This window comes from Listeria grandensis FSL F6-0971, assembly GCF_000525835.1.
GTDB classification, from domain to species: Bacteria; Bacillota; Bacilli; order Lactobacillales; family Listeriaceae; genus Listeria_A; species Listeria_A grandensis.
In genome coordinates this window covers 19,162-38,510 of the sequence record NZ_AODD01000026.1, presented here as the reverse complement: position 1 = coordinate 38,510, position 19,349 = coordinate 19,162, and the positions used below count along the sequence as shown (strand labels likewise).

Below are 19,349 nucleotides of genomic sequence, written 5' to 3'. Positions count from 1 at the left end.
AATAGAAAATATGGAGTGAGAGAATGAAAAAACGTAACGTTATTATGCTGACCCTCGCTATTTTGCTAATAGGGTTAGTGTTATTTGCTACATTTAGAACGACGTTGCTCGATCCTTTAGGTTTTCGGGTGAAGCATGCGATGGGGATTACGAGCACTGCAGACACAACTAATGAACCAATTGTGTTTATCCATGGTTACGACGGCTCCAATTGGACTTTTTTCACTACGACAGTTCGTTATAGCGCCTCTGATTTTGCTACGCGTTCTTTGAAATTACTCGTGCGGGAGAATGGCGATATTGATGTTTCCGGAGTTTATGATAAAGCGATGAAGCGACCGATGATTCGTGTCAATTTTGAAAACCCGCGATCTATCATACCAAATAACGCGGCTTGGTTTGCCAATGCCATGGACAAATTGAAAAAAGAATACGACATCGAAAAAGTGGATATTGTCGCGCATTCTTATGGCGGTTTGACGTTCGTCAATTTCCTACAAAAATACAACTATCAATCAGACAGCTACCCCAAAGTAGACACGTTCACAGCGATAGGCACTCCATTCAATGGTTCTGCGGTATCGAGCGATGGAGACACACCATATGACTTAACGGCGACAGGACCAAAAAAGGAGTCCGCGTACTTTCGAGAGATGATGAAGCGAAAAACTAAAATTCCAAACGATTTGCCAGTATTAAATATTGTTGGTGACCTGAAAGATGGTAGTCGAAGCGATGGCCCGGTGGCGGTGGACAGTGCCAAAAGCGCGGCATTTATTTTCAACAGAAACGACTATCAAGAGGTCTTGTTCACTGGTCGTTTCGCACAGCATAGTTGGCTCCATGCTAATATCGGTGTGGATCGAGAAATTAAGCAATTCATCGAAAATCACCCATAAAAATAGTTATTCAGACTATAAAATTAGTTAAAATGAATTAAAAAGTATTTTCTGACAAATGATTGACTGCATTGAAAAAATAAGGTAGAATAAAGGAGGCTTTGTAAATAGGTTTTATATGTGTGCAGCTTATTTACACGGCCCTCATCCCAAGTAGATAGAGCTGTAAGTGCTAGCTATGGCTCTATCTACTAATGTGATGATTCTTTGGGCTTGCTTTCTAAAGTGTATGGGCGTATACTTAGTAAATCGTAATGATTACTATTTATAGAAAGGAGACAAAGATATGGCTAAGAAATCAAAAATAGCAAAAGCCGCCAAGCAACGTCAACTTATTGCCCAATACGCAGAACGCAGAAGTGAGTTAAAAGCGAATAACGATATGATCGGATTAAGTAAATTACCAAAAGACTCTAACCCAATTCGTTATAAAAATCGTGATTTAATAGATGGTAGACCACGGGCTTACATGCGAAAGTTCGGGATGTCGCGGATCACTTTTCGTGAATATGCGCATAAAGGACAAATTCCTGGCGTAAGAAAAGCAAGCTGGTAAAACCGAAAAATGCCCGCGTTACTTTTAGGAGTAGCGCGAGGCATTTTTTATTTGATGATGATTGTTTTTAAATTCTCGTTGATTTTCTGGGTGCTCTCATCCATTTGGAGCTGGGCAGCAGTGATGTAAGCTCCTTCCAGAATTGGAACATCGAACAAGATGATCTCTTTATCGGAAATCTCCTGAATGGTTTCAATGTTCATTTTGGCGCTACCGAGATCGTAGAATGCATAGATATGGTCGGCTTCATTTGTTTCAAAAGCAGTGCTTACTTTCTCAAAACTAGTACCGATTTTCCCATCATCGGTTCCGCCGACATGCGTTATAGCAACGTCTCGCGCTACTTCTTGGATGAGTTGATGAATGCCGTATGCAACATCTGCGGAATGCGATACGATGACAATGCCATATTTTTTCGTCATATTACTTCGCCTCCTGTGCTAGTAAGGCTTTGAAAAGAAGGGCTGAGGAGTAGGCGCCTGGATCGAGATGGCCGATGGAACGATCGCCAAGATACGAGGCGCGTCCTTTTGTAGCTTTCAAATCTTTTGTTTTTTGAAGTGCGGCTTCGATGACATCAGGTGTCAATTCGTCTTGGCGTAGCGCATGGATGACGGGCTCCCAAACATCGATCATTGTTTTTTCACCAGCATGGGATTTACCGCGGTGTTCGATACCTGCAAGTCCTGCTTCTAAAGCTTCGATGAATTGTTTTTCGGTCAACGTGTCGGTTTCCACAGCTTTACTCATCGCGAGAAAAGCACTGCCATACAGTGGTCCAGACGCACCGCCGACTTTGCTAAGTATTGTCATACCAGCTGTTTTGAATGCTTCTTTTACGCTTTGTGGCTCCTTTTCGCCCAGTGTTTTTTGGAGTTCGGTGAGGCCTCGCGCCATATTAATGCCATGGTCGCCATCGCCGATCGCTTGGTCTAAATCGCTAAGTAGTTGCTTATTTTGGATGATGCGTTCGCTGAAATCGTTCAGCCACAGAATGGCCCATTGTGTATTATAATTCATGATTTCGCCTCCTATTTCCATGCACTCGTTACGACAGGATAATCCAGCATATCGAGCCATTTTTCGTCAGTTAATTTCAAAATCGTTAAGGATAAGCCGTTCATATCAAGTGATGTCATGAAATCACCAACGATAGTTTTGACGATGGGGATCCCGTGCGCTGCGATGATTTTATGCACGTCATTGGCGAAAATGTACTGCTCCATGAGTGGTGTTGCGCCCATACCGTTGATGAGAACGACGATATTGTTATCCGCGCCAAGAATGAGTTCCGCGTTAATCCGTGCAAAAAGCAAATTTGCGAGTTCGTGCGAAGTCATCACTTTTTCGCGACTAGATCCAGGCTCACCGTGAATCCCGACGCCGACTTCAATCTCGTCTTCTAGGAGTTCGAAGCCGCGATGCCCAACTTCGGGAACGGTTCCTGCTGACAAGGCAGCGCCAATCGATTTGACGGAAGCTACGACTTTTTCACCGAGGGCTTGGAGTTCTTCGAGGGAGGCGCCGGCTTCGGCAGCTGCGCCAACAATTTTATGGACAAATACGGTTCCTGCGACACCTCGGCGACCAGTGGTAAAGGAACTATCTTCCACCGCGATATCATCATTGACGAGGACAGATGCGACGCGAATGTCTTCTGCCTCTGCAAGCTCTGCCGCCATTTCAAAATTCATCACATCCCCCGTATAATTTTTCACGATAAGGAGCACGCCGTTTCCTTGATCCGCGGCTTTTATTCCTTCCAAAATTTGATCAGGAGTTGGTGATGTAAAAACGTCGCCACAAACAGCCGCGCTCAGCATTCCTTTGCCAACATAACCAGCATGAGCGGGTTCATGACCTGAACCGCCGCCGCTCACTAGCCCAACTTTTCCAGGACGTTTATCGTTACGAGCAATAACGCGGGTTCCTGCGACACGATAAATAAGATCACGATGCGTTTTGACGAGACCTTCGACCATTTGTTCCACGGCTTGATCCACTTCATTTAGAATCTTTTTCATTTTTGCTGTCTCCTCCTTGAATTTAGTTACTATAATTATAAATTTCCCTGATGGTGGGAGATTAAACGTTTGTGATACAATAGATGGGATAAGATTGGAGGGATGATTGATGCAAAATAGGATGCCAATCGTGGAGGTTTTGGAGAGTCACGTGGAGATAGCTTCTCTACATGTACCAGGACATAAAAACGGACTATTATTTCCCGGGAAATATCGCGAAGTTTTGCGTTATGATCTCACAGAAGTTTTGGGATTAGATGATTTGCATCACCCAGAAGGTGCGATACTTGAGGCGCAGCAACTACTTGCGACATGTTACGATGTGGATCGAAGTTACATATTAGTGAATGGGTCGACAGTTGGGAATTTGGCGATGATTCTGGGGACTTGTAAGCGTGGTGATACGGTGATTGTGACGCGAGATTGTCATAAATCGGTGATGCATGCAATCGAAATGGCAGGTGTTCATGCGATTTATCTGGCAACACGAAAGGAACCGCAGACAGAGACGGCAAATGGTGTCGATGCCTCGCTATTACGCGAAGCCTTACAGATGGAAACGATTCGCGCCGTCATATTCACTTATCCGAGCTACTACGGTTTCGATTTTGATTTAGCAGCCTGCATCGAAGCGTGCCGAGACTTTGGCGCACTCGTACTCGTCGATGAAGCGCACGGTGCTCATTTTCAAGTGGATGCATCGTTGTTTCCGGTCTCAGCCATCCAACTTGGCGCTGATGTTGTCGTCCATTCCGCGCATAAAACCCTGCCAGCCTTGACGATGGGATCTTATTTACATATACCAAAATGGCGTGACGAATTAGCCGAGATTACGCGCTATTTGCAAATGTTGCAATCGAGCAGCCCATCCTATTTAATCATGGCGTCCCTCGATTACGCGCGGCATTATGTGGCAAAATACAACAAACAAGACACCGAAGCATTCCAAAAAATGCGCGCAGATTGGCTAGCTTGGCTTCAAAAAAATAAGCTCACCGTCATCACGCCCGGCGATCCACTAAAACTCATCGTGCGCAAAGACGGGGTGTCAGGTTTTGACCTTCAAACAGTATTCGAGCAAGCAGGCTACTATCCAGAACTCGCGGATACTAATAATGTTTTACTTACACTGCCCTTAATTAAAGAGGGGATGGAATTCCCGATACCGACAACAGGGCTAAAGTGGGAGGGTGTTGAATTTGGCACGTCAAATCCACCAAATCCAATGACAATCCCATCAATTATTCGAATCCAAGCTTTCAATACATCTCGTTCAATCTATTTCGAAAGACTTGAACATACAATTGGCAAAACAGCAGCAGAAATGGTTATCCCATACCCACCAGGAATTCCCGTTATTCTAGCTGGAGAGATAATAACAGCGGCGCATATCGAGATGCTCCTAAGGGTAAAAAAGCATCATTACCAAGGTGGCGAAAAACTCCACGAAGATAGACTTAAAATTTTTATATAGACAAACTAGTTCTCATTGGTTAAGTTACATAATCAAAGAGAACTTTTTTCAAAGTTCACAAAATGTTCACAGAAAACCCCTTCAGAACCCAAAGGCAACCTCTTCACTATGCCTCTTTATCCGGTATAATGAATCCAAGGCTCATATTTCAAATGTGAATAACCTAATGAATTCAAAGAAAAGAGGAAACAATAATATGAATAAAGTCGCAGTCCCGGTCATCGTTTTTTGCCTTGGGATGAGCTCATTAGTACCGTCCAACCAAGCATTAGCAATCGAAAATATGAGTACCACTATTGGGGCCACAGCAGTTACTAGTGGCAAACTCATCGATAGCCCATACTCAATCAAAGTACCAACACAAAAAGATCCACTACTCTACATTCCAAATCAATATTCTTTTTTCCCGAGATTTACATCGGATACAGAGATATCTTACGTAGTTAGTGGTACAGAAAGAGCGCTACCAGCAAGCGATGTTGTCTTTCAACCGAATACAATCACGCCGGGTGCAGAAGACACTTATATGGAAGCCTCAAAAGTTGGTATTTACAACTCGAGATGGGTCGATCTTCGTCTTATCCCGTTGGAACTAACATCACCAATTACAGTAGGTCATGGAGCCAATACTTTCCTAAGATTCACGAATACAGGTACAACCTCAGATCCTATCGTTAAAATTCAATACCTAGATCACGAAACGAAACAGCCTGTTGACGTATCCGGATTTTTCACTTACACGGATATTGATAACACAGAAAGCCTGAAAGTTTTTAAAGAAAGCAACGTGCAAAATATCTATGTTATGGAAAAAAGTACTTTGCTATACAGCGATGATGAAACATCCACATCCATCACATCTGGCGGCGTTGCAAGCGATGAGTTTGTCAAAGAAAGTTGGGGTTCTTTTATATATGGACCAACCGATCATCTTATTATGGCACCGCGAGCAGCTGGAACGTTTGTCATAGGTTACATCGGTAAATCTCTCGTGCCAATTGATTTTCCAAAACCACAGTTCATGGCAGACGAAGCTACATCAAATGTGGAGGATAACCAAGTAGAATACACGACAATTCAAGAAGTACCATACCGAGATACAGACGATATTGAGAGCAAATTAGTCATGAAGACATCGCTCGAAAATATGCTAGATATTCAAGATGTTAAAATCACAGATATTTCAGGCAAAGACGCGTCATCTTTATTCACCATCGCTATCGACAAAAATTCGAATACGGTGACGGCAACGGCTAATGCAGCGGCGCTAAAAAATACGAACCTATACTCTAATAGCTACATGTTAAAAGTAACCGCGAATCTAAAAGCAGGCACCAACTACGATTCCTACGTGAAAAATAAACACTTAGAAATTCCAGCAGTATCAGAAACCGAGTTAGCCGCAAAAACATTAACAAGCGATAGCGCGATTGCCAAAATTCGAATTTTCGAAGCACCAGTTTTAACAGCAAGTCATCTTCACGCAACAGCGGGGTCCACGGCGGCAGGCATCGATTGGACGAGCACGATGTCCGCGATAGATGAAGTTGATGGCGATGTTTCGGACAAAGTAACCGTTGACTACAGCGCGGTAGATTTCAAAAAAGAAGGCGACTATCCAGTCACATACACGATTACAAATAGCAAAAACAAAACTGCAACGAAAACCGTGACAATGACAATCACAGCCGACGCTCCAGTCATCGAGGCAACAGACCTTGATATCATCGCAGGTACAGATGAAAATGCAGTTCCATGGTACACAGGTGCTAGCGCGACAGACAAGGTAGACGGCGATTTAAGCAGCCAGCTTGTCGCAGATTATAGCCAAGTTAATTTTAACAAAGAAGGCAACTATCCGGTTATTTACAGCGTCAAAAATAGTAATAATAAAGCTTTGACGAAAACCGTGACAGCGCGCGTAACAGCGAATCTACCAGTCATCTCAGCACAAGACATCACCATTAATGCAGGAACCGCAGCAACAGATGTCCCGTGGTATCAAAACACATCCGCAACAGACACAGTAGATGGCGATATTAGCGCGAATTTGGCAGTCGATTACAGCAAAGTAAACTTCAAAAAAGAAGGCCAATACCCAGTCACATATACAGTGAAAAACAGCAACAACAAGACAACAACGAAAACAATCGAAGTAACCGTAAGCGCTGATTTACCAGTACTTCAAGCCACAGACCTACAACTCCTAGCTGGAACAAAAGCAGAAGACGTAGCGTGGTATCAAGACGTGACAGCAACAGATAAAGCAGACGGCGATCTAAGCACCGAAGTAATCGCCGATTACAGCGCCGTTAATTTCAAAAAAGAGGGCACATACCCAGTCGTGTACACCGTGACAAACAGCAATAACAAAACAACAGCAGTCACTGTTACTGTCACAATCACCGCAGATGCCCCTGCATTGCAAGCCGCCAATCTAGACACATTAGCTGGCACAAAAGCAGGAGATATCACATGGTTCCAAGGTGTTTCTGCAACCGACAAAACAGACGGCGATATTAGCGCAGATGTAAAAGTGGATTACAGTCAAGTCAATTTTAACAAAGAAGGCAGTTATCCAGTCGTGTACAGCGTAACAAGCAGCAACAACAAAACAACAAGCAAAACAGTCAATATGAACATTACCGCGGAGAATCCAGTGCTCCAAGCAACAAACCTAGCGACAATCGCTGGAACGAAACCGGATGAAATCCCGTGGTTCCAAGATGTTTCCGCAACCGACCTTGCAGATGGTGATATTAGCGCCAACATCAAGGTAGATTACAGCGCAGTAAACTTCAAAAAAGAAGGCAGTTACCCCGTCGTTTACACAATCACAAACAGCAACAACAAAACGACAACCAAAACAATCAACATTACCGTTACCTCTGAAAAACCTGCTCTTCAAGCTAATAATTTAGATATACTCGCAGGAACAAAAGCCACAGACATCCCGTGGTTCCAAAGCATAACAGCACTTGATAAAGCAGACGGCGATATCAGTAAAGACGTAACGGTCGACTTTTCAAAGGTTCAATTTAAAAAAGAGGGTAATTACCCAGTCATTTACACCGTGACGAACAGCAATGGTAAAACCTCGACTAGCACCGTTAACCTGCAAGTTACAGCTAAAGAACCCGTTTTAACAGCAACGGATCTCGACATTATCGCAGGAACTGATGCGCAAGATATCGCGTGGTATCAAGGCGTTTCCGCAGAAGATTTGGCAGACGGAGACATCAGCACCGATATTACAGTGAATTATGACGAAGTGAATTTCAAAAAAGAAGGCAACTATCCAGCAACGTATAGCGTGACCAACAGCAATGGAAAAACAACAACAACGACAATCAATGTACAAGTAACCGCTGAGAATCCAGTCCTTTACGCAAGAGACCTAGCAATCATTGCCGGTACAAAAGAACAAGACATTGCCTGGTTCCATAACGTTACCGCCGAAGACAAAGCAGACGGAAACATCAACGACCAAATCCAAATCGACTACAGCAGCGTGGATTTGAACAAAGAAGGCAATTACCCAGTCACATATACGGCCACAAACAGCAATAATAAAACAACAACGCAAACCGTGAACATACAAGTGACCGCCGAAAATCCAGTCATCGAAGCAAGCAATATCAGCGTTTTAGCAGGATCAACGAGCGAAGAATACCCATGGTTCCAAAATGTTACAGCAACTGATAAAGTAGACGGTGATATTTCGCAACACGTATCCGTCGATTACAGCCAAGTAGATTTCAAAAAAGAAGGCAACTATCCAGTCAGCTATACCGTGACAAACAGCAACGACAAAGAAACAACAACCACAATCAACCTACAAGTCACTGCTGAAAACCCAGTCATCGCGGCCGTAAACAAATCAATTTTAGCCGGCACAACATCAGAAGAAATCAGCTGGTTCGATGACGTTTTTGCGACCGATAAAGTAGATGGTGATTTGAGTTCCGACGTGACGGTTGATTATGCGAACGTAGACTTCAAAAAAGAAGGCATCTACCCAGTTCACTACAGCGTGACCAACAGCAACGGCAAAACAACTGTAGAAACGGTTCAAATCGAAGTCACAGCCGAAATGGCAATTTTGGAAGCATCAAATCTAAGCGTGATGCAAGGTACAAGTGAAGAAAGCGTTGCGTGGCTAGAAAACGTAACCGCTGAAGATACCGTTGACGGAGATATCACAGATCAGGTCAGCTACGACGCGAGCCAAGCCGATTTAACGAAAGCAGGCAATTATCCAGTTGTCTACAGCGTAACGAATAGCAATAACAAAACAACAACCACGACAGTAAACCTGCAAGTCACTGCACCACAATTAGCACCAGCACAACCGGCACCAGAACAGCCAACACCAACACAACCAGAAATAAAGCAACCAGAAGTAAAACAGGCGATACATCTGCGCTTCTGTATGTACTTCTTGGTTCAGCATTCATCCTATTCGGCACATTACTACAAAGACGACGCAAACAAGACTAGGCGCTAGATAAATAGAGGTAAGGAATCAGCAATTTCGATTTCTTACCTCTATTTTCATATAAATATAAGCGTTTTGCGCCAGTTCATGGTATGCTTAGAACTAAGAAAATGAATAAGGATGGTAACAAAAAATGAACGGTATTTTTATCACGTTAGAAGGTCCAGACGGATCAGGAAAAACAACGGTCGGCACACGTTTAGCAGAGCGTTTAGAAGAAGCCGGAATCCAATTTGTCAAAACCCGTGAACCCGGAGGTAGCAAGATTTCCGATGTCGTGCGGGAAATTTTCCTGAACGATCTCGACAGCAGAATGGACGCGAAAACCGAAGCTTTGTTGATTGCGGGTGCAAGACGTCAACACGTTGTGGAACTTATTCGCCCAGCGCTCGCCGAAGGGAAACTGGTTTTGTGCGACCGCTTCATCGATAGTTCACTTGCCTATCAAGGCGTTGGACGCGATATTGGGGTTGACGAAGTTTTGAAAATCAATCAATTTGCTGTGGAAACAACGATGCCAGATGTGACGTATTATTTAGACGTTCCAGCAGACGTTGGGTTGGCGCGAATCGCTGCAAATAAAGGTCGCGAAGTCAACCGGCTCGATATGGAAGATGTGACATTCCACAACAAAGTACAAACTGGCTATGAAACCGTGCGCGACATGTTCCCAGAACGGATTGAAATTATTGATGCCACAAGAACCATCGAGGAAATCGTCGCAGATATTTTCGGACGAATAAAGTCAAGACTAGGCTGACAGCACTTGTTACATATCGAGATGAGCCCCGTCCGTCATGAGGTTTTATTAGTAAAGCTTTCGACTGATTTCTGATATAATAAAGAAAAACATTGTAAGGGGATGGAAAATGATGAAACTTATTTTTGCGATTGTTCAAGATCAGGACAGCAACCGCCTATCCGACGCGTTAACGGATGCCAATTTCCGTGCCACTAAATTAGCATCAACAGGTGGCTTTTTTAAAAGCAGGAAACACGACTTTTATTATCGGTGTGGAAGACGAGCAAGTCGAAACCGCGCTTGAAATTATTAAGAATAACTGTAAAGCTCGTGAACAAATCATGAGCCCCGCTGCATCGCTTGGTGTGACGGTAGACACCTATGTGCCGTATCCGATTGAAGTCCAAGTTGGCGGCGCGACAGTATTTGTCATGCCTGTTGATCAGTTTCAACAGTTCTAAAAAAGGTTGAGCTAGAATTTCTAGCTCAACCTTTTTTGTCCGACAACAACAACGCCAACCGTAGCTTCAATGAAAAATCAGCATGCGTAATCGGGTGATCCAACAACGCCGCACATTTCGCAATTCTGTACTTCACCGTATTCCGATGAATATAAAGCTGTTTCGCCGTCTCTGTAATCTCACATTGACAACTCAAATACACTTGCAACGTCCGCCGCAATTCCTGATGCATTTCATTTTGAGGATACGCAAGCGTCTTCAACGTAAACAAACAAAAATGCTGAATCTGCTCTACCGGAATAAATTGCATCAACTCCATAATACCCTTCGACTCATAAAAATGCACAAATGAATGGTAGTGGTCCATCTCACTTTGCCGATACGTATCAACGGCCTCCATGTAAGAATAATGAATCGAAGCCGTCTCATACACCTCATTACCCGCCGCAAACGAAATCGAAATCGGGAACAGCCGGTCAAGCGCTGTCTGAATCGCAACCAGGCGCTCTTTTAAATCCACCACATGCTGCTGCAACAAAATAATAAACTTATCCTCCGTCGGGTGCGGAAATATCAGCGCGCTCTCAAAATTCCGATGCAATTCCCGCTCCAACCACTCATACGTCAGCGAATAAATTTCTTCTTGAAGCGTCAAATGTTTCAAAGCCATCGAACTCTCATCAATCCCCGCAATCAAACACCGATAATAATCCGAGGGCAACAACCCATAACCTTTCCCGTAATCCAACAAGTTCCGCGTATATTCCGCATCATCATCGCCCTTTTGCAACAACTTCGTGAAAAATTTCCCACGCAACGCCCGATTACTCTCCGCCAATTTCTGATTCTTATAAATCGTAAACGAAATAATCGTGTTCGCCTGCTCAATCGCTAGCTGTGAGAACGGATACGGAATTTGATCCGCCTTTAAAATCACCAGAAAATACGGATAATACGTCGTCACTTTCACAGGGAAAACCGAGATCAACAACGAATCATTTTCGAGCAAAAACGTCATCTCACTTATGAGTTCCGGCGTTTTTTTTTAATTTTTCATGGATATCATCCAAAGTCGTTGCATAACTCGCTTGTTTAAAGTGCTGTGTACTTGCTACGACCTCCAAAAACGGGTTAATCAAAACAACCGGTCGCTTCAAAATACCACCCAAATTCTGAATTAGCGACTGAAGCGATGCGCCCTTAATCATCATTTTCGAAAACTTCTGCTGAATATCAATTGCATAATGGAATTTCTCCGTCTGATGATCCCAAATATAAGACAACAACTGGTGAGAAATCGTGCCGAGTGTCACCGTAAGCGGAATCCGTAAAATCGGAAACTGCAATCGGTTCGCCGTCGCGATTACCATCGGATCTAGCTTATCAATAAACCGCCCCAACTTAATCCCGAGCCCGGCAGCCGGCAAACGATGCAAATCTTCAATCAATTTACACAGTGCCTCCGGATCGTTCTGAAAAGCCATCGCAGTTGTGAGCAAAAACGTATTTTTAGGCAAATAAGCAACAATATCGGGCGTCTCCGAAATCTCAATCGTATCAACCAGATTTTCGAGATTAGCCTCCGCATTAATCACTTCAATATTGGAAAACCTTGGCGTTAGTAGCAGTTCGGACATTGTTGTCATTGTAAAAACCCCTTCCATTGGCAGGACGACCAAGCATCAGACCACACCAAAGTTTAGTCCCCTCAATTGTACTATAGAAATGCCTCATTTGTCGTTAGAAAATATTGTCTACTATGGACAAAACGCCTCTATCTTTTCGTGCTACTTGACTAATGTTTCCTATTTAGAATTATCTTAAAATAAAAGCAGAAGCATAGCTATTGTGGCGGTCGGTCAATGGAGAGTGTATGATGAATTCCCAAGTAACGTTGTGAATAAATATACATAAACGACCAACCGCTCTTTTTTAATATCGAAGGAGGAACATAGTATGGTAAAAGAACTACAAGCATCGATTCGGACAATCATGACTCCCGGCCCAGTAGAAGCCGAACCACGCGTGTTAAGAGCAATGAGCGCACCAATTCTAGGACAATACGATCCAGAATTCTTCGCAATGATGAACGACGTAACGAACCTTTTGAAATTACCGTTCCAAACTGAAAATGAATGGGCCCTTGCCGTTGATGGCACAGCCCGCGCAGGACTAGAAGCAGCTGTTTGTGGCATCATCGAACCTGGCGACAAAGTACTCGTACCATCATTTGGCCGTTTTGGCTTTTTGATGGCGGAACTCGCGCAACGTGCAGGCGCGCAAGTTAAAATCGTCGAGCAAGCATGGGGTACTATTTTTGACCCGAAGAAGGTCATAGAAGAAATCAAAGCCTACAATCCAAAAATGCTCATCATGGTTCACGGCGAAACGTCGACAGGCCAAATGCAAGACTTAAAGGAGATCGGGTTATTCTGTAAAGAAAACGACGTTCTATTCATGGTCGATGCCGTAGCGACATTCACCGGAGCCGATTTCCAAACCGATGCGTGGGGAGTAGATATCGCCGTTGCCGGAACGCAGAAATGCCTCAGTGTTCCAACAGGGATGGCCCCAGTAACCTATAATGCAAAAGTCGAGAAAATCCTCGCATCCCGTTACCAAGTAGAACTCGGCCTAACAAAAGACGTTCGAAATGACCGCTTCATTTCGAGCAATTACCTGGATCTCAGCCAAATTCAGCAGTATTGGGGACCAAAGCATATCAACCACCATACGGAGATGACATCGATGATTTATGCATTACGCGAAGGCTTGCGCATTGTTCACGAAGAAGGGCTAGAAAACCGTTTTGCCCGTCACCGCAAACATGAAAAAGCGATGATGACCGGTCTAAATGCGATGGGCTTAACGCTATTCGGCGATATGGCTAGCAAAATGCCGACGGTAACGTGCGTTAACATCCCAGAAGGACTTGACGGAGAGGCCGTTCGCGCGACATTACTACACCACTACGGCGTCGAAATTGCGAGCTCCTTCGGTTCCCTTGCCGGTAAGATTTGGCGCATCGGAAACATGGGCTTCAGCAGCCGAAAAGAGAACGTTCTGCACACTTTAAACGCACTAGAAGCCTCGATCACATTCCACGGCGGCAAAATTGCAAAAGGTGAAGCAGCACAAGCCGCATTGAAATTTTATAGTGAGAACTAAATATAGTAAAGAATCCCTGCTTGAGAGAGTGGGGATTTTTTAGTTTGATAGAAAAAATGGATCAGGAGGTGGAATCAGATCATGAATAAATCACTATAAAATACGTACTAGTTCCTCTAGCTCATCACTCTAGCACGATAGAAGGCGACACAATTTCATTGGCAGGCACGGTTAAAGCAATCTAAGGAAATATTACCAATAAACTACAATACGATAGAGACGAATTCAAAACTGGTGAGAACGCTATTTTGGGCACTGATTTTCAAACAGCCAGTCCAGCAGAAACGCCAGTCCTAATGCTCATGAATTATGCGCTACTTGAGAATGACTTCCCAATTCAGATTGTAAAAGATAAACTGGAAGAAGAGAAAGAACATGCCAAACGCTTTCAAAATAGCGAAGACCAAAAAATACTGATGAACAAAAATAGAAACGTAGACTGATTTCGAGATTATCAGTCCACGTTTCTATTTTTGTTAATCCAATGCATCCAAAAGCAACATCAATATAATAAAACACATGCCTGCAATCAGCACTATTTTAAACGGAGAAATCTGCTTGGCCGCAGGTTTCTCTGTCTTTGTTTCCACCTGAACTTGAGGCGTGGCCTCTTGTGGCATCGATTTCTGAATAATTGGTTGCTGCACACGCTTGGGTACCACAACAGCTCCTTGTACATACTGCTCTATAATATCATTCGGATCACCCAACAAAGCAATGGCATCCGCTTCCGATATTCCGTTCTCTAAACTTATCGCAATGTGTTCATCCAAATCTTTGATAATACTGGCACGCTCATCTTCCGGTAATGAACGCAGACCATGATGTAGCGTTTCAAAAAAATCTGATCTATTCATTTGGATTTATCTCCTTTCGTAAAGCTGCGATACTTGCTGTGAATTCATCCCATTCTTGCAATGTCTCTTTTAAAAAAATGCGACCCTGGTGCGTGATATGATAATACTTCCGCTGTGGACCAGTAGGCGATTCCACCGTATACGTTGCACAATAACCTTCTTTTACAAGCCTGCGTAAAAGAGGATAAAGCGTACTTTCGGTAATTGGAATATGCTTCTTTATTTGTTGCGTCAAATCGTATCCATAAAAATCATCCGTCTGTAAAATGAAAAGGACACACATATCCAGCGCACCTTTTCGAAACTGTGTCGTTACGCTCATATTCATCCCCCAATAAAAAATTATTCCAGTGCAATCATATGTGATAAGTATAGCAAGTTTAAGGCTTAATAGCAATACTCTTGTTAGCTAGTATGTAGTATATATAATATTTGTGGTTGACAAAGTAATGTCCATGTATTATGCTGTTTACAGGTACTATGCATTGCATAATAGTATACTTCATAATATTTCAAAGGAGAATGAACATGAATAAATTAGCAAAAGTAACAATCGCAAGTGGAATGGCATTGATCGTAGGATTTTCAGGATTTGGAGCAAGTGAAGCATCAGCAGCAAAAGCAACAGCCAAGAATCTTTATAAAAAAGTAGAAGTATCGGTAGACTATGGTCGTCAAGAACTAGATTTCGAGTTTGAAGTAAAATCAAACGGTCGCGTGGAAGTAGAATTCGAAAATGATTTCACACGTAAAAAAATTACGCGGAGCAGCAGCTCAAACAGAAATCGACAAAGCATTTGCGACATATAATGTAACGGGTAAAACACGCGCACAGATCGTGAACCATATTCTAAAAACATACAAACTGTCTACGCGTTATCAAGAATTCGATTTTGAGGCGAAATTAAAGAACAACAAACGTGTAGCATTTGAGATTGAAAGATAATCAACCAAGATAATAAAAAATAGGGGAATAATCGAGGTTTAAATGAATTAAACTTGGATTATTCTCCTATTTTTTGTTTCCTTATTGAACGGTTTCTTTTGCGTTTTGAAGAACAAACGCGCCTTCATGTGTATCGCGTACGCCATTTTCTTTATCATAAATCACTGAACCGCGAAGTACTGTTGCGACGACTTGTGCACCAATTGTACGACCGATATACGGGCTGACTTTATGGCGATACTCTAAGTCTTCTGCTACAAGCGTGTACGGCGCATTTGGTTGGATTAGCGCGAAATCAGCGTCTTTGCCAATGGCGATGTGGCCTTTGTTGCTTAATTTGTATAGATCCGCTGGGTTCGACGCGATCAATTTCGCGAACTGAGTAAGTGCCATGCCGCGTTTTTGCACGGCTTCATCGAACATGATATCGACGTTGTTTTGCAATCCGGAAATGCCACCCCAAGCTGTAAATGCGTGGCCGATCTTCATATCTGGTGGACAAGGCGAGTGATCCGACGTGACAAAATCAATTTCACCTGCAAAAAGTTTCTCCCAGAGACGATCTTGATTCGCTTTATCACGCAGCGGCGGGGCACATTTCGCGGTTGTGCCAATCGTTTCGAATTGCTCTTCATCAATCGCGAAGTAATGCGTGCACGATTCGCACGTTACTTTTTGGCCTTCGTTACGAGCGCGAGTTACTTCTTCTACGCCTTCTGGAGTGCTCAAATGGCAAATATGAATTTGGCAACCAGCGATTTTAGCAAGATAAATGGCGCGACGAACAGCCTCTACTTCAGTGAAAACTGGGCGTGATGCCACATAATCTTTTGCGGATGTTTTGCCTTCTGCTTGAGCAACTTTGCCTAATTCATCGCAGATTAACGCATTTTCAGCATGGATTGCTAGAATTTTGTCCATTTTTGCGATTTTTTGCATACCGGCAAAGAAGGAATAGTCGTCTACGTTGCGGAAATCATTATCGACGCCGTCAAAGCCACACGTTGCTAGGAAACACTTATAAGCCGCGACGCCATCTTCGTTTAGTTCGTTCAGGCGATCTAAATTATGCGGAACAAGGCCACCAAAAAGCGCTACATCGACGCTAAGTTTACCTTTTGCGGCATCAAATTTGAGATTTAGAGATTCACGGTCAATCGTTGCCGGTAATTGGTTGAGTGGCATTTCGATGAACGAAGTTACGCCACCTTTTGCAGCTGCTTTTGTGCCCGTTTCATAGCCTTCCCATTCCGTACGACCTGGTTCAGAAATGTGCACATGCGCGTCAACCATACCTGGGGAAACGACGAGACCGCTTGCATCGATGACTTCCTTTGCCTCGCCAAGATCTGCACCAATGGCCACGATTTTCCCGTTCGTTACTGCCACATCTGTTACTACCGCTTCTGTGTCTAAAATCACTTTTCCATTTTTGATAATTAAATCATAACTCATTTCCTTCAACTCCTATGTTTTTAATATGAACTTCTGTATTTTCATCATAAAACGATGGGTTTTTCTTGCGGTGAAGTGAGGCGAACAGGGCATAAGCGCCGAAAGCGACAATCACACCGACAAACCATGAAAGTCTGGAAACTGGCTCCAAGACAGGGATGAACTTACCACTAAGCGACACAATCACGGCAACGATGGTCACCACGAAGGCGAGCGAATTAAAACCATTTTTGTAATATGAAAATTGACCAGGCTCTGTGTAGAGGCTATCCAAGTTGATTTGCCGCTTCATTATGATGAAATAATGGGCTAGCATCACGCCGATAACTGGTCCAAGAATGCCGCCGATAATATCGAGGAATAAGTAAATACTCGCCTGATTCTCCATCAATTTCCACGGGCAAATCAAGACGCTAATAATACTTGCAATCATAACGCCATGCTTATACGTCAACTTCTTCGGGAAAATCGCAGCAATCTGGTATCCTGCCGGAATAATATTCCCCGTCGCGTTCGTTGAAATCGTTGTCATCAGAATAACGAGGACGGCGAAAATCGATGCAAATAAGCTGTCCCATTTTTGCACAATGTCGAGCACATTCCAAGTTTCCGTACCGTAATGAATACTCGCACCTGCTAAGATACAGACACTGGCTATAGCGAAGAGTACATAAGCTACGGCAAGACCGAACGTCTGACCAGCTGCTTGTGATTTGAAATTTTTTGCATTTTGTGTGAAGTCCGATGCGCTGACTGCCGGCGCTGCCCAAACAGCAACAACCGCATTAATCACGACGAGGAATAAGAAAATGGAGTTCCCGCCAGTTTGGACATTAGATGGTACGTAATTCACGATATTGCCGAACCCTGCTAAATAAATCGCCCAAATAGCCATCCCGCCGAACACGATGTAAATACATGGATTGAGAATCGCGGTAAACTTGTTTAAAACGCCGCCGCCGCCAAAACCAATCGCAACATTGACCGCCCAGAAAAGCAGGAATGCAATCAAACCAGGAATCGTAATCCCCAGAATGCTAGCCCCATCTCCAATTTCCAAAAATCCAGGCCAAATTTTACCGATTAAGATCAAAAAGGCGAGTGATCCCGCGTAGCATTGCAAACCAAACCACATGATCGCCGCCACGCATCCCCGCAGAATACCTGGGAAAAGTGCGCCACGAACTCCGTAAGAAGCTCGCAGAATCATCGCGAAAGGTACGCCGTATTTCGATCCCGCTGCGCCATTTAACACCATCACCGCAGCGATAATAAAGGCGCTTACAATAATGGCTGCCATGATACTAACGGTGGAAAGCCCGAGGATCAGAAATCCCCCAACCGCCACATAGTTAGGAACGTTATGTACAGAACCCATCCACAATGTGAAATAGTTAAACGTACCCCATGTCCGCTTGTTCTCTGTTTTAGGCAGTAAGTCATCACTATAACCACGAGACTTATATTTTTCTAGTTGTGCATTATCCACCTGAACCATATCGTTTTTTTCCTCCTTTTTGTTTACATATAGTAAGAAAACGCTTTCTTTATGTTAAATATAGCATGTCGCTAAATGTATTTCCTTAGACGTTTCATATAAAGTTTTAAAATCGTTTGTCTGTTTTAGACAAGGTGAAATAGATCACAAAAATAAGGCGTTAACAGTAGGGGAATTCGCAAATAAATGCTAGAATGAAAGAGTGAGAAAAAGCTGCTCGGTGAATGAGGAGAGTGAGAAAAGTGGCTAATTATATTAATGAGAAACATCGTCAAATTGACTTTGATCCATATACATTGCCCATCATTGCCTTACCAGAAGTAATTGCAACCTCGTTTGATCCAATTGGAAAAACGCCGATTATGATTCGCATTGCCGATAAAGATAAAGCGTTTGCAAAGATAAAAGATCCTGGCCAATATCAGGGGATTCTGGAGATCAACTTCAACGACATTAATGAAGAAGACGATTATTGGGGGTTGAGTAAAAAAGAATCCGACGAAATGATGCTTTTCAATAAAAAGCATGCCGAAATTATTCACGATTTTGTGGACCAATTTGATGAAATCAGCCAAATTGTCGTGCATTGCAACGCCGGTGTAAGTCGAAGTAGCGCTGTGGCAATGCAGTTGGCGGAATACACGGATGACTTGGAAACATACGCCAAACTGCGCGAAATCAAGCGTTACTTACCGAATACACGTGTTCTTGCGATAATGCGAGGCGAAGAATTTTAAACCAACTTTTTTAGCTAAATTAGCGCCACAACCT

Annotated in this window: 18 protein-coding genes and 1 pseudogene; 10 read left to right on the top strand and 9 right to left on the bottom strand. The window is 43.4% G+C overall.

The window, feature by feature from the left end; genetic code table 11:
* Nucleotides 1–23: 23 nt before the first annotated feature.
* Together PGRAN_RS13030 and rpsN are read left to right on the top strand one after the other, a co-directional pair.
* The gene (locus tag PGRAN_RS13030; protein ID WP_051998640.1) at nt 24–899 is read left to right on the top strand and encodes an alpha/beta hydrolase; all 876 of its coding nucleotides are present in this window, start codon (nt 24–26) and stop codon (nt 897–899) included.
* 286 nt (nt 900–1,185) lie between these two features.
* Nucleotides 1,186–1,455 (top strand): 30S ribosomal protein S14, encoded by a 270-nt coding sequence (gene rpsN, locus PGRAN_RS13025; protein WP_036067659.1) that lies wholly within the window; start codon nt 1,186–1,188, stop codon nt 1,453–1,455.
* A gap of 47 nt (nt 1,456–1,502) precedes the next feature.
* On the opposite strand, the gene dhaM is transcribed toward rpsN, so the two are convergent.
* The 3 genes from dhaM to dhaK are packed head-to-tail and all read right to left on the bottom strand — an operon-like array spanning nt 1,503 to nt 3,479.
* Complete coding sequence (gene dhaM / locus PGRAN_RS13020) at nt 1,503–1,877, bottom strand: dihydroxyacetone kinase phosphoryl donor subunit DhaM (protein WP_036067657.1); 375 nt, start codon at nt 1,875–1,877, stop codon at nt 1,503–1,505.
* 1 nt (nt 1,878) lies between these two features.
* On the bottom strand, nt 1,879–2,475 hold the full coding sequence (gene dhaL, locus PGRAN_RS13015) for a dihydroxyacetone kinase subunit DhaL (RefSeq protein ID WP_036067655.1): 597 nt from the start codon (nt 2,473–2,475) through the stop codon (nt 1,879–1,881).
* 11 nt (nt 2,476–2,486) lie between these two features.
* Complete coding sequence (gene dhaK / locus PGRAN_RS13010; RefSeq protein WP_036067652.1) at nt 2,487–3,479, bottom strand: dihydroxyacetone kinase subunit DhaK; 993 nt, start codon at nt 3,477–3,479, stop codon at nt 2,487–2,489.
* 109 nt (nt 3,480–3,588) lie between these two features.
* Between dhaK and PGRAN_RS13005 the strand changes: the two genes are divergently transcribed.
* From PGRAN_RS13005 to PGRAN_RS12990, 4 genes and pseudogenes are all read left to right on the top strand, one after another.
* The gene (locus tag PGRAN_RS13005) at nt 3,589–4,953 is read left to right on the top strand and encodes an aminotransferase class I/II-fold pyridoxal phosphate-dependent enzyme (RefSeq protein WP_036067649.1); all 1,365 of its coding nucleotides are present in this window, start codon (nt 3,589–3,591) and stop codon (nt 4,951–4,953) included.
* Nucleotides 4,954–5,149: 196 nt separating this feature from the next.
* A complete protein-coding gene (locus PGRAN_RS16665) occupies nt 5,150–9,460 on the top strand; it encodes an immunoglobulin-like domain-containing protein (protein WP_036067646.1) in 4,311 nt (1,436 codons plus the stop codon).
* A gap of 124 nt (nt 9,461–9,584) precedes the next feature.
* Nucleotides 9,585–10,211, top strand: a complete 627-nt coding sequence (tmk, locus tag PGRAN_RS12995; protein WP_036067643.1) for a dTMP kinase — start codon at nt 9,585–9,587, stop codon at nt 10,209–10,211.
* 112 nt (nt 10,212–10,323) lie between these two features.
* Nucleotides 10,324–10,654, top strand: a pseudogene (locus PGRAN_RS12990) (cyclic-di-AMP receptor).
* 25 nt (nt 10,655–10,679) lie between these two features.
* Here the strand turns inward: PGRAN_RS12990 and PGRAN_RS17050 are convergent.
* Both PGRAN_RS17050 and PGRAN_RS17045 read right to left on the bottom strand, forming a co-directional pair.
* Complete coding sequence (locus PGRAN_RS17050) at nt 10,680–11,672, bottom strand: PucR family transcriptional regulator (protein WP_206537372.1); 993 nt, start codon at nt 11,670–11,672, stop codon at nt 10,680–10,682.
* Between the two features lies 1 nt (nt 11,673).
* A complete protein-coding gene (locus tag PGRAN_RS17045) occupies nt 11,674–12,300 on the bottom strand; it encodes a PucR family transcriptional regulator ligand-binding domain-containing protein (protein WP_206537371.1) in 627 nt (208 codons plus the stop codon).
* Between the two features lie 310 nt (nt 12,301–12,610).
* Here PGRAN_RS17045 and PGRAN_RS12980 point away from each other — a divergent pair, with 310 nt between their 5' ends.
* The gene (locus PGRAN_RS12980; RefSeq protein WP_036067642.1) at nt 12,611–13,822 is read left to right on the top strand and encodes a pyridoxal-phosphate-dependent aminotransferase family protein; all 1,212 of its coding nucleotides are present in this window, start codon (nt 12,611–12,613) and stop codon (nt 13,820–13,822) included.
* Nucleotides 13,823–14,070: 248 nt separating this feature from the next.
* Complete coding sequence (locus tag PGRAN_RS17345; RefSeq protein ID WP_036067639.1) at nt 14,071–14,265, top strand: hypothetical protein; 195 nt, start codon at nt 14,071–14,073, stop codon at nt 14,263–14,265.
* Nucleotides 14,266–14,298: 33 nt separating this feature from the next.
* On the opposite strand, the gene PGRAN_RS12970 is transcribed toward PGRAN_RS17345, so the two are convergent.
* Together PGRAN_RS12970 and PGRAN_RS12965 are read right to left on the bottom strand one after the other, a co-directional pair.
* Nucleotides 14,299–14,679 carry a DUF1700 domain-containing protein gene (locus tag PGRAN_RS12970; RefSeq protein WP_036067637.1) on the bottom strand — a complete coding sequence of 127 codons (381 nt, stop codon included), beginning with the start codon at nt 14,677–14,679 and terminating at the stop codon, nt 14,299–14,301.
* Nucleotides 14,672–15,001, bottom strand: a complete 330-nt coding sequence (locus PGRAN_RS12965; protein ID WP_036067634.1) for a PadR family transcriptional regulator — start codon at nt 14,999–15,001, stop codon at nt 14,672–14,674. Before PGRAN_RS12965 ends, PGRAN_RS12970 begins: the two co-directional genes overlap by 8 nt.
* A 206-nt stretch (nt 15,002–15,207) precedes the next feature.
* Here PGRAN_RS12965 and PGRAN_RS12960 point away from each other — a divergent pair, with 206 nt between their 5' ends.
* Complete coding sequence (locus PGRAN_RS12960) at nt 15,208–15,489, top strand: hypothetical protein (protein WP_036067631.1); 282 nt, start codon at nt 15,208–15,210, stop codon at nt 15,487–15,489.
* Nucleotides 15,490–15,706: 217 nt separating this feature from the next.
* Here the strand turns inward: PGRAN_RS12960 and allB are convergent, their stop codons facing one another.
* Both allB and PGRAN_RS12950 read right to left on the bottom strand, forming a co-directional pair.
* A complete protein-coding gene (gene allB, locus PGRAN_RS12955) occupies nt 15,707–17,080 on the bottom strand; it encodes an allantoinase AllB (protein ID WP_036067629.1) in 1,374 nt (457 codons plus the stop codon).
* The gene (locus PGRAN_RS12950) at nt 17,070–18,578 is read right to left on the bottom strand and encodes an allantoin transporter (protein WP_036067627.1); all 1,509 of its coding nucleotides are present in this window, start codon (nt 18,576–18,578) and stop codon (nt 17,070–17,072) included. Before PGRAN_RS12950 ends, allB begins: the two co-directional genes overlap by 11 nt.
* A 242-nt stretch (nt 18,579–18,820) precedes the next feature.
* Between PGRAN_RS12950 and PGRAN_RS12945 the strand changes: the two genes are divergently transcribed.
* A complete protein-coding gene (locus PGRAN_RS12945) occupies nt 18,821–19,315 on the top strand; it encodes a dual specificity protein phosphatase family protein (RefSeq protein WP_036067624.1) in 495 nt (164 codons plus the stop codon).
* Nucleotides 19,316–19,349: the final 34 nt, after the last annotated feature.